The 11,069-nt window shown below is 72.3% G+C and carries 12 protein-coding genes; all 12 read left to right on the plus strand.

Features of this window, described 5'->3' with window-relative positions; translation table 11 throughout:
- Positions 1–14 precede the first annotated feature (14 nt).
- The 12 genes from P1P70_RS14330 to hypD all read left to right on the plus strand — a co-directional run bounded on the left by P1P70_RS14330 (position 15) and on the right by hypD (position 11,035).
- Positions 15–1,799 carry a nickel-dependent hydrogenase large subunit gene (locus P1P70_RS14330; RefSeq protein WP_319237224.1) on the plus strand — a complete coding sequence of 595 codons (1,785 nt, stop codon included), beginning with the start codon at positions 15–17 and terminating at the stop codon, positions 1,797–1,799.
- Entirely contained in the window at positions 1,796–2,323 is a 528-nt protein-coding gene (locus tag P1P70_RS14335) for a hypothetical protein (protein WP_319237225.1), read from the plus strand. Before P1P70_RS14330 ends, P1P70_RS14335 begins: the two co-directional genes overlap by 4 nt.
- Entirely contained in the window at positions 2,320–2,970 is a 651-nt protein-coding gene (locus tag P1P70_RS14340) for a DUF5947 family protein (protein WP_319237226.1), read from the plus strand. Before P1P70_RS14335 ends, P1P70_RS14340 begins: the two co-directional genes overlap by 4 nt.
- Positions 2,967–3,659 carry a DUF6084 family protein gene (locus tag P1P70_RS14345; RefSeq protein ID WP_319237227.1) on the plus strand — a complete coding sequence of 231 codons (693 nt, stop codon included), beginning with the start codon at positions 2,967–2,969 and terminating at the stop codon, positions 3,657–3,659. The genes P1P70_RS14340 and P1P70_RS14345 overlap by 4 nt, the downstream gene beginning before the upstream one ends.
- Positions 3,656–5,119: a hypothetical protein gene (locus P1P70_RS14350; protein WP_319237228.1), complete on the plus strand. Its 1,464-nt coding sequence runs from the start codon at positions 3,656–3,658 to the stop codon at positions 5,117–5,119. Before P1P70_RS14345 ends, P1P70_RS14350 begins: the two co-directional genes overlap by 4 nt.
- Positions 5,116–5,661 (plus strand): hydrogenase maturation protease, encoded by a 546-nt coding sequence (locus P1P70_RS14355; protein ID WP_319237229.1) that lies wholly within the window; start codon positions 5,116–5,118, stop codon positions 5,659–5,661. Before P1P70_RS14350 ends, P1P70_RS14355 begins: the two co-directional genes overlap by 4 nt.
- Positions 5,662–5,672: 11 nt before the next feature.
- On the plus strand, positions 5,673–5,777 hold the full coding sequence (locus P1P70_RS45775; RefSeq protein ID WP_413471468.1) for a DUF6893 family small protein: 105 nt from the start codon (positions 5,673–5,675) through the stop codon (positions 5,775–5,777).
- Positions 5,778–5,930: 153 nt separating this feature from the next.
- A complete protein-coding gene (hypA, locus tag P1P70_RS14360) occupies positions 5,931–6,329 on the plus strand; it encodes a hydrogenase maturation nickel metallochaperone HypA (RefSeq protein WP_319237230.1) in 399 nt (132 codons plus the stop codon).
- Between the two features lie 3 nt (positions 6,330–6,332).
- Positions 6,333–7,157 (plus strand): hydrogenase nickel incorporation protein HypB, encoded by an 825-nt coding sequence (hypB, locus tag P1P70_RS14365; protein ID WP_319237231.1) that lies wholly within the window; start codon positions 6,333–6,335, stop codon positions 7,155–7,157.
- Positions 7,154–9,544, plus strand: a complete 2,391-nt coding sequence (hypF, locus tag P1P70_RS14370; RefSeq protein ID WP_319237232.1) for a carbamoyltransferase HypF — start codon at positions 7,154–7,156, stop codon at positions 9,542–9,544. Before hypB ends, hypF begins: the two co-directional genes overlap by 4 nt.
- Before the next feature lie 31 nt (positions 9,545–9,575).
- Positions 9,576–9,911 (plus strand): HypC/HybG/HupF family hydrogenase formation chaperone, encoded by a 336-nt coding sequence (locus P1P70_RS14375; RefSeq protein WP_319237233.1) that lies wholly within the window; start codon positions 9,576–9,578, stop codon positions 9,909–9,911.
- Positions 9,908–11,035, plus strand: a complete 1,128-nt coding sequence (gene hypD, locus P1P70_RS14380) for a hydrogenase formation protein HypD (protein WP_319237234.1) — start codon at positions 9,908–9,910, stop codon at positions 11,033–11,035. The genes P1P70_RS14375 and hypD overlap by 4 nt, the downstream gene beginning before the upstream one ends.
- Positions 11,036–11,069: the final 34 nt, after the last annotated feature.

The raw sequence follows: 11,069 nt of genomic DNA on the forward strand, positions 1-11,069 counted from the left end.
GGGCACGCACCCAGATGGCACCCAAGACGAAGACGGCCGGCGACGGCAACGGCCTGGTGGAGATGGCCTGGGACCCGATCACCCGGATCGTGGGCTCCCTGGGCATCCACACGAAGATCGACTTCAAGCAGAAGCGGGTCGCCGAGTGCTACAGCACCTCGTCGGTCTTCCGGGGCTACAGCGTCTTCATGCGCGGCAAGGACCCCCGCGACGCCCACTTCATCACCAGCCGCATCTGCGGCATCTGCGGCGACAACCACGCCACCTGCTCGGTGTACGCGCAGAACATGGCGTACGGCGTGAAGCCCCCGCACCTCGGCGAGTGGATCATCAACCTCGGTGAGTCGGCGGAGTACATGTTCGACCACAACATCTTCCAGGAGAACCTGGTCGGGGTCGACTACTGCGAAAAGATGGTCAAGGAGACCAACCCCGGCGTCCTCGAACTCGCCGAACGCACCGAGGCCCCGCACGCCGCCGAGCACGGCTACCGCACCATCGCCGACATCATGCGCTCGCTCAACCCCCTGGAGGGCGAGTTCTACCGCGAGGCGCTCCAGGTGAGCCGCTACACGCGCGAGATGTTCTGCCTGATGGAAGGCCGCCATGTGCACCCTTCCACGCTCTACCCGGGCGGCGTCGGCACCATCGCCTCCGTGCAGCTCTTCACGGACTACATGAGCCGCCTCATGCGGTACGTCGAGTTCATGAAGCGCGTCGTGCCCCTGCACGACGACCTGTTCGACTTCTTCTACGAGGCCCTGCCCGGCTACGAGGAGGTCGGCCGCCGCCGCGTCATGCTCGGCTGCTGGGGCGCGCTCAACGACCCCGAGTACTGCGACTTCACCTACGCCAACATGTCCGACTGGGGACGGAAGATGTTCGTCACCCCCGGCATCGTCGTGGACGGCAAACTCGTCACCAACGACCTCACCGAGATCAACCTCGGCATCCGCATCCTGCTCGGCAGCTCCTACTACGAGGACTGGCAGGGCCAGGAGCAGTTCGTGACCCACGACCCGCTCGGCAACCCGGTGGACCCGCGCCACCCGTGGAACCAGCACACCATCCCGGCCCCGCAGAAGCGGAACTTCGACGACAAGTACAGCTGGGTCATGTCCCCGCGCTGGTTCGACGGCAAGGACCACCTCGCCCTGGACACCGGCGGCGGCCCCATCGCCCGCCTGTGGTCCACCGCCCTGTCCGGCCTCGTCGACATCGGCTACATCAAGGCCACCGGCCACAGCGTCGTCATCAACCTGCCCCGCACCATGACCAAGCCGGAGACCACCTTCGAGTGGAAGATCCCGCAGTGGTCCAACGCGCTCGAACGCAACCGCGCCCGCACCTACTTCCAGGCGTACGCCGCCGCCGTCGCCCTGCACTGCGCCGAGAAGGGCCTCGCGGAGGTCCGCGCCGGACGCACCCAGACCTGGGAGAAGTTCGAGGTCCCGGACCAGGGCATCGGCGTCGGCTTCACCGAGGCCGTCCGCGGCGTCCTCTCCCACCACATGGTGATCCGCGACGGCAAGATCGCCAACTACCACCCGTATCCGCCGACGCCCTGGAACGCCAGCACCAGGGACACCTTCGGCACACCCGGCCCGTACGAGGACGCCGTGCAGAACACGCCCATCTTCGAGGAGAACACCCCGGAGAACTTCAAGGGCATCGACATCATGCGCGCCGTCCGCAGCTTCGACCCCTGTCTGCCCTGCGGCGTCCACATGTACGTCGGCGGAGGCAAGACCGTGAAGTCGATGCACGTGCCCACCGGCCTGAGCGGACTGGGCGGATGAGCGCGCCGACGGCGACGGCGCCGGTGAACGCGGAGCAGACCGGACGCAGGGTCGAGGAAGTGCTCGACCGCCTGGCTGCGAGCGGCGACCCGGCCGTCACCGCCGCGGCCGAGGAACTCGTCCGTTCCCTCATGGACCACTACGGCGCCGGCCTGGCCCGCATCCTCCACCTGCTGTCCTCCGCGCCCGGCGATCCGTCGGCGCGGCTGCTCGGCGACGAACTCGTCGCGAGCCTCCTCGTCCTGCACGACCTGCACCCCGAGGACCGCGACACCCGTATCGCCCGCGCCCTCGACACCGTCCGGGAGCACGCCCTGGACGTCATGGATCTCGACGAGGCGAGCGGCACGCTGAGGGTGCGTGCCCGGGCGTCCGGCGGGTGCGGGTCCGGCGCGGACGCCCGGCAGGCGGCGGAAGCGGCACTGGCCTGCTTCGCGCCCGAGGTCAGGGCCGTCCACGTCGAGACCGCCCCCGCGGAACCCCCGCTCCTGCAGATCGGCTCGGCACCGGCGGGGGCCCGATGACTGCGACGACCGCGCGGACCACGGGGCCCGGCGCGGGCCTGCGGCGGTTCCTCGCCGAGCGTCCACCGCGGCAGGAGCGCTGTGAACTGTGCGCGGCGGTGGTGCCCGAGGACCACCGCCACCTGGTCGACACCGACAAACGCGCCCTCGTCTGCGCCTGCGGCGCCTGCGCGCTGCTGATGGAACAACCGGGCGCCGCCGCGGGCCGCTTCCGCGCGGTCCCGGCCCGCTACCTCACCGACCCCGAGCATCACCTGGACGACAGCGCCTGGGAGGCGCTGCAGATCCCGGTCGGCGTCGCCTTCCTCTTCCGCAACGCCGCGCTCGACCGGCTGGTCGCCCTGTACCCGAGCCCGGCCGGAGCCACCGAGAGCGAACTCGACCCGGCCACCTGGGCGGAGGCCCTCGCGGGCAGCCGCCTCGCCGACCTCCTCGAACCCGACGTGGAGGCACTGCTGCTGCGCCGCACCGACGGCCGCTGCGCGTGCCACCTCGTCCCGATCGACATCTGCTACGAACTCGTCGGCCGCATGCGCCTGCTGTGGCAGGGCTTCGACGGCGGCGCCGAGGCCCGCGCCGCCCTGGACGCCTTCTTCGCGGACGTCGCACGACGCGCCCGGCCCGTGGACGAGGCGGTGCGCCCATGACGGAGTTCTCCTTCGCCTGCACCGGCGTCCGCGCCGACCGCTACGCCGCCGGACCCACGCTCGTCTTCCGGCTGCGCGTCACCGCCGCCGACAACGCGCACGTGCACGCCGTCGCGCTGCGCTGCCAGATCCGCATCGAACCGGCCCGCCGGACGTACGAGCCCGCCGAGGCCGACGGGCTGACCGACCTCTTCGGCGAGCGCTCGCGCTGGGGCAGCTCTCTCCAGCCGGTGCAGTTCGCCCAGGTCGCGCTCATGGTGCCCAGCTTCACGGGGGAGACAGACGTCGACCTCGTGGTCCCCTGCACCTACGACATGGACATCGCCGCCACCCGCTACCTCACCGCCCTCACCGACGGCGAGGTCCCGCTGCTGATGCTGTTCTCCGGTACGGCGTTCACCGGCACCGGCGGTTTCCGGGTCGAGCCCGTCCCGTGGGACCGCGAGGCACCCTTCCGCATGCCGGTCGCCACCTGGCGGGAGATGGTCGAGCAGCACTTCCCCGGCTGCGGCTGGATCCGGCTGCCCCGCGACACCATGGACGCCCTCCTCGCGTACCGCTCCCGGCACGCGCTGTCCTCGTGGGAGGCGACCCTCGAGGCCCTGCTCGACGAGAGCCGCGCCACGGCCGTGCCCGCGAGGGACCCGTTCCGCACGCTCACCGGCACCACCGGAAGGACAGACCCGTGACGCTCACCGCGTTCGCCGCCGAGACCGAGGAACGGTTCGCCCTCGCCCGGCAGGTGGCCGACGCCGTCCTCTTCGAGGGCTATGTGCTCTACCCCTACCGCGCCTCGGCGGCCAAGAACCGGCTGCGCTGGCAGTTCGGGGTGCTCGTGCCGCCCGCCTGGGGCGCCGAATGCGAGGAGCACGACTTCCAGCACACCGAGTGCCTGATGGAGCCGAAGGCGGGCGCGACCCTCTCGGTCGAGGTGCGCTTCCTGCACGCCCGGCGGCGCACGGTGCAGCGGACCCGCCCGGACGGGGGCTTCGACACGGTCCCCGAACTCGACCTCGACGACCGGGTGCTGGTGCCCTGGGACGAGGGCGTCGAGGAACGCGTCGAGGTGATCGCACCGGTGGACCTACTCCTCGGCGACGGCGTCACCCACCCCTTCCACCGTCCGGCCCGGGAAGACACCGCGCCCGTCCTGGACGCGGCGGGCCGCACCGTCGGCCGGCTGCTCCGGCGCCGCGAGGAGATCAACGGCACGGTGCGGCTGTCCGCCCGCGAACTCGACGGCCCCTACCGGACGTTGCGCCTGACCGCCGTCGTCGAGAACACCAACGGCTGGACACCGCCCGAGGGACGCGGCGCCGACCGGGACGCGGCGCTGCCGCACTCACTGGTGGCCACCCACCTGCTCATGGCCCTCAGCGCCGGGTCGTTCCTGTCGATGACCGATCCCCCCGAGTGGGCCAGGGGCGCGGTCGCCGCCTGCCGCAACCTGCACACCTGGCCCGTACTCGCCGGGGAACCCGGCCGCGCCGACCTCGTGCTGTCCTCGCCGATCATCCTGGAGGACCATCCGGCCATCGCACCGGAGAGCCCCGGCGCGCTCTACGACGCCACCGAGATCGACGAGATCCTCGCACTGCGCACGGCGGCCCTCACCGACGAGGAGAAGCGCGAGGCCCGGGGCACCGACGAACGGGCCGCCGCCGTCATCGAGTTGGCCGACTCGATGCCGGCCGAGGTCCTGGAACGGCTGCACGGCGCGGTACGGAGCCTCCGCGAGGTCACCGGCCCCGACCCCGGCTCCGACCTCGCCGCCCCGAGCCCTGACTTCACCGCCCAGGGCGGCGGTTTCCCCGACGAGTACGGGGTCCAGCGGCCGGACACACCCTGGTGGGACCCCGCGAGCGACGCGGGCTTCGACCCGACGCGGGACCGTGTGGTCGTCGACGGCAGGTCGGTGGGCAAGGGCAGCCGTGTCGAACTGCACCCGGGCCTGCGCCGCACCGACGCACAGGACATCTTCCTGCGCGGCCGCACGGCCGTGGTCGAGGCGGTGCTCCACGACGTCGACGGCGGGGTGCACCTCGCGGTAACGGTCGAGGGCGACCCGGGCGCCGACATCCGCCGCGAGCAGGGGCGCTACCTCTACTTCCAGCCCGACGAGGTCACCCCGCTGGAGGACGGCGCATGAGCCCGTCCCCGCCGTCGGAGCCCAGAACCCTGGTCGCCGGCATCGGCAACATCTTCCTCGGCGACGACGGCTTCGGTGTGGAGACCGCGCGCCGCCTGGCCGAGCGCGCCCTGCCCGGCCACATCGAGGTCGTGGACATCGGCGTGCGGGGGGTGCACCTCGCCTACCAGCTCCTGGACGGCTACGACACCCTCGTCCTCGTCGACGCCACGGCACGCGGCGAGGCCCCCGGCACGCTGTACGTGATCGAGCCCGACGACGCGGCCCCGAACGCGTCGCCGGGCGCCCCCGCCCTCGACGGGCACCGGATGACCCCCGACACCGTCCTGGCGCTGCTGCACACCCTCTGCGCGGGAACCGGCGGCGAGCCACCCCGCCGCGTCCTGGTCGTCGGATGCGAACCGGACTCGGTGGACGAGCGCATCGGCCTGAGCACACCGGTGTCCGCCGCCGTGCCGGAGGCCGTCCGGCTGATCGAAGAGCTGCTGCGGAACGGCGAGCCGTCCGTGGCGCAGGCCTCAACCGCTGAGGCCTCGACATGAGGAGAGACGGGATGAAGAAGATCGTCATCGGAGGAGCGGCCACGGCCGCCCTGGTCGCCGTCGCCGCCGGGGTCCTGCCGGACATCAGGCGCTACCTGCGCATTCGACGGATGTGAAGTCCGGGCGCCGGGCCGGCGAGCCGCGCGGTCGCCGGTTGCGTCGAACGGCGTACCCGGCGCGCCGTGACGGCGCGCCGGGCCGGGGGACCCGGACGCGCCCGCCTGTAATGAACCCCGGCACACGGAGGGCGGCGGAAGGACCACAGACCCATGCACGAGATGTCCGTCGCGCTGGCCGTCGTCGACCAGGTCGCGGAGGCCGCCGACCGCGCCGGAGACGTCACGGCGGTCCGTTCGGTACGGCTTCAGGTGGGTGAACTGGCCGGCGTCGTACCCGACGCGCTCGCCTTCTGCTTCGAACTGGCCTGCGCCGGAACCCTGTTGGAGGGCGCGGAACTGGTCACCGAGACGGTGCCGGGGCGGGCCCGCTGCACCCCCTGCGCACACGAGTGGGCCGTCGGCATGCCGCCCCGGCTCACCTGCCCCGCGTGCGGTGCCACGCGAACCGATCTGCTGGCGGGCCGCGAGCTGCAGATCGCCGACGTGCGCTGGGAGGACGGCGGCCCCGCGCGTCCGTCCACCCGCGAACCGATCTCCGAGGAGAGCTGAACCATGTGCCGTGTCGCCGACCTGCGTCAGGCCGTACTCGCGAAGAACGACGCGAGCGCCCACGAACTGCGCGCCGCCCTCACGGCCCGGGGCACCGCGGTCGTCAACCTGCTGTCCAGCCCGGGCAGCGGGAAGACCGCGCTGCTGGAGCAGGAACTGCTGCGGGCACGCGAACGGTCCGTTCCCGTGGCGGCGCTGAGTGCCGATCTCGCCACCGAGAACGACGCGATCCGCCTGGCGCGTTCGGGTGTCCCGGTCAAGCAGGTGCTCACCGACGGACTGTGCCATCTGGAGGCGGGCATGCTCGCCGGGCACCTGGACGGCTGGCTGCCCGACGACGTCCGGCTGCTGTTCGTGGAGAACGTCGGCAACCTCGTCTGCCCCGCCTCCTACGACCTGGGGGAGACACTGCGGGTCGCTCTCGCCGCCGTGACGGAGGGCGAGGACAAGCCGCTCAAGTACCCCACCGCCTTCGGGCTCGCCCAGCTGGTCGTGGTCACCAAGACGGACCTCGCGGAGGCCGTCGAGTTCAACGAGGTCGCGTTCCGCAAGAACCTCGAACAGGTCAACCCCGGCGTCGAGGTGATCCTGACCTCGGCACGCCGGGGGTGGGGAGTGGGCGCGTTGCTCGACCGGGCGCTCGCCACCGCGGACGGCTCACCCGCCCACACGCCGGTCATGGCCCGGCAGCCCCACCACCACGGCCACGGTCACACCCACGGCCACACCCATGGTCATGGGTACGGCCACGACACCCACGGCCACGCCCATGGCCCCACACCCACGCACCCGGAGGCCCCCGAAGCCATGGCCCATCCGCAGTCGTGAGCGCTCCGCAGGCCCCTGCCGCCGTCACCGAGGACGCCCGGCTGCGCCGCCGCGTCACCGTCCGGGGAGTCGTGCAGGGCGTGGGTTTCCGGCCCTACCTGTACGGCCTCGCCACCGAACTCGCTCTGGCCGGACACGTGACCAACACTCCGGAGGGCGTGGTCGTGGAGGTCGAGGGCACCGCCTCGGCCGTGGCCCGGTTCTGCGACCGGCTCGCCGCCGAGGCGCCCCCACTGGCGCGAGTCGACTCCGTCGGACACCAGGAGTTGCCCCCGGTCGGCGGCACGACGTTCACCATCCTCGCCTCCCACTCCGGCGGACCGGCCCGCACCCTGGTCTCCCCGGACTCCGCCACCTGCGCAGACTGCCTCGCCGAACTGGCCGACCCCACGGACCGCCGGTACCGCCACCCGTTCGTCAACTGCACCCACTGCGGCCCGCGTTTCACGATCGTCACCGGCGTGCCCTACGACCGGGCCCACACCACCATGGCCGGCTTCGCGATGTGCCCCGACTGCGCACGCGAGTACGGGGACCCGGCCGACCGGCGCTTCCACGCACAACCGGTCGCCTGCCCGGCCTGCGGCCCCCGGCTGCGGCTGCTCGTCGCCGACGAGGGTGGACCGCGGAGCGCCGACGGGGAGGACCCGGTCGTCGAGGCCCGCACCCTGCTGGCTCGGGGCGCGATCCTCGCCGTCAAGGGCCTGGGCGGCTACCACCTGGCCTGCGACGCCACGAACCCGGCGGCCGTCGACCTGCTGCGACGCCGCAAGGCGCGCGGGGACAAGCCGTTCGCCGTCATGACCAGGGCGACCGACGACATCCGGCACCTCGTGCGGGTCGGCCCCGAGGAGCAGAACCTGCTCGAAAGCCGGGCCAGACCGGTCGTCCTGATGAGACGGCGACCGCGGGCGTCGTACGCCCTCGACGACGTGCGGCCCGTCGAGGCCGTCGCGCCCGGCAGCCCCGATCTCGGCGTGATGCTGCCGTACACACCCCTGCACCATCTGCTGCTCGGCCTGCCCGGCGACGCGGCCGGCCCTTGGCTGCTCGTCATGACCAGCGGCAACGTGTCCGGGGAACCGATCGTCACGGACGACACCGAGGCACTGGAGCGGCTCGCGCACCTGGCCGACGCCTGGCTCACCCACGACCGGCCGATCCATGTCCCGTGCGACGACTCCGTGGTCCGGGTCTGCGACGGCGAGCCGCTCGTGCTCCGCCGCTCTCGCGGCTACGCGCCGTTGCCGCTCACCCTCCCGCTGCCCGTGCGGCCGGCTCTCGCCGTCGGCGGCGACCTGAAGAACACCTTCTGCCTGGGATCCGACCGCCACGCCTGGCTGTCCGCGCACATCGGCGACATGGACGACCTCGCCACCCAGCGGGCCTTCGAGCGCGCGACGGCACAGCTGGAGTCCGTCACAGGGGTGCGGCCCGAGACACTGGCGTCCGACCGGCATCCCGGCTACCGCTCCGCCCGCTGGGCCGAACGGAACGCGGCTCACCGGCCCGTCGTACGCGTCCAGCACCATCACGCGCATATCGCCGCCGCGATGGCCGAGCACGGGCTCGACGGCACCCGGCCGGTCATCGGCGTCGCCTTCGACGGCACGGGCCACGGCGACGACGGCGCCGTGTGGGGCGGTGAGTTCCTGCTCGCCGACTACGACCGCTTCACCCGGTTCGGGCACCTCGCCCACGTCCCGCTGCCCGGCGGCGACGCGGCCGTACGGCGGCCGTACCGCATGGCGCTGGCCCACCTGAGGGCGGCCGGGATCGGCTGGGCCGACGACCTAGCCTGCACGGTGGCCTGCCCGGCCGACGAACTACCCGTGCTGGAGAAGCAGTTGGAGCGCTCCCTCAACTGCGTCCCCACGTCCAGCATGGGCCGGCTCTTCGACGCCGTGTCCTCCCTCGCCGGGGTCTGCCACCGGGCCGGTTACGAGGCGCAGGCCGCCGTCGAGTGGGAGGCCGCCGCCCTGCTCGCGCCGGCCGAGGACACCACGGCGTACGCCTTCGCCCTCCACGACCCGGAGAACGGCGGGGACGGCGCCGTACGGGCCGACCCGGCGCCCGTGCTCGGGGCGATCGTCGACGACCTGCGCGCGGGCGTCGAACCGGCCCTGATCGCGGCACGCTTCCACCGGGGCGTGGCCGCTCTGGTGCACGGCATGTGCCTGCGGGCGCGAGAGCGGCACCGGCTGGACACGGTCGCCCTCACCGGAGGCGTGTTCGCCAACACGCTGCTCTCGTCGGCCTGCGCCTCCGCCCTGCGCGGCGACGGCTTCACGGTCCTGCGGCACCGCCTGGTGCCGCCGGGCGACGGCGGTCTGGCGCTGGGCCAGCTGATGGTGGCCGCCCGGACCGCTCCCACCCCCACCGACTGAAGCACACGCGACCCACAGCGAGGAGAGGCTCATGTGCCTGGCGGTACCCGGCAGAGTGCTGGACATCGAGGAACGGGACGGCACCCGGATGGCCTCCGTCGACTTCGGCGGAGTGGTCAAGGAGGTGTGCCTGGAGTATCTGCCCGACCTGCGGGTCGGTGAGTACGCCATCGTCCACGTCGGGTTCGCCCTGCAACGGCTGGACGAGGAGTCGGCCCGGCAGACACTCGAACTCTTCGCCGAACTCGGCATGTTGCAGGAGGAGTTCGGTGACGCCTGGGAGATGGCGGCGGAGGAGGCGGGCGTGGACCCGACGGGAGCGGTGCCGGTGGCAGAGGTGGCGGCGGAAGAGGTGCGCGACCGGTGAAGTACATCGACGAGTTCCAGGACCCGGAGCTGGCACGCCGGCTCCTCGACGACATCCACGCCACGGTGACCAGGCCGTGGGCCCTGATGGAGGTGTGCGGAGGTCAGACGCACAGCATCATCCGGCACGGGATCGACCAACTCCTCCCCGACGAGGTCGAGTTGATTCACGGACCCGGCTGTCCCGTGTGCGTGACCCCGCTGGAGGTCATCGACAAGGCGCTGGAGATCGCCTCACGGCCGGAGGTGATCTTCTGTTCCTTCGGTGACATGCTCCGGGTGCCGGGCACCGGCCGGGACCTGTTCCAGGTCCGGGGGGAGGGCGGCGACGTACGGGTCGTGTACTCGCCGCTCGACGCGCTGCGGATCGCGCAGCGGAACCCGGACCGCGAGGTGGTGTTCTTCGGCATCGGCTTCGAGACGACCGCGCCACCCAACGCCATGACGGTCCATCAGGCCCGGAAGCTGGGCATCGGGAACTTCAGCATGCTGGTGTCCCACGTCCGCGTACCTCCCGCCATCGAGGCGATCATGTCCTCGCCGAGCTGCCGGGTGCAGGGCTTCCTCGCGGCCGGGCACGTCTGCAGTGTGATGGGCGTGGGGGAGTACCCGGAGCTCGCAGACCGTTTCCGCGTCCCCATCGTCGTGACGGGCTTCGAGCCGCTGGACATCCTCGAAGGCGTACGCCGTGCCGTCCGCCAGCTGGAGCGCGGCGAGCACACCGTCGACAACGCCTACGCCCGTGCCGTCCGCCCGGAGGGCAACCGGGCCGCCCGGGCCATGCTGGAGGACGTCTTCGAGGTCACCGACCGGGCCTGGCGCGGGATCGGGGTGATCCCCGACAGCGGGTGGCGGCTGGCGCCGAAGTACCGCGACCACGACGCCGAGCACCGCTTCGCGGTCGGCGGGATCCGGACGGTCGAGCCCGCCGAGTGCCGCAGCGGGGAGGTCCTCCAGGGCCTGCTCAAGCCGCACGAGTGCGAGGCCTTCGGCACCCTGTGCACACCGCGTACGCCCCTGGGGGCCACGATGGTCTCCAGCGAGGGAGCCTGCGCCGCGTACTACCTCTACCGGCGGCTGGACATGCCCGCCGCCAAGGCCCGGGAGGCGAGCCCCGTTGTCTGACACCACCGATCTCCCCGCCCCCGCCCCCCTCGAC

The sequence above is a fragment of the Streptomyces sp. MB09-02B genome (assembly GCF_033794485.1).
Lineage (GTDB): Bacteria > Actinomycetota > Actinomycetes > Streptomycetales > Streptomycetaceae > Streptomyces.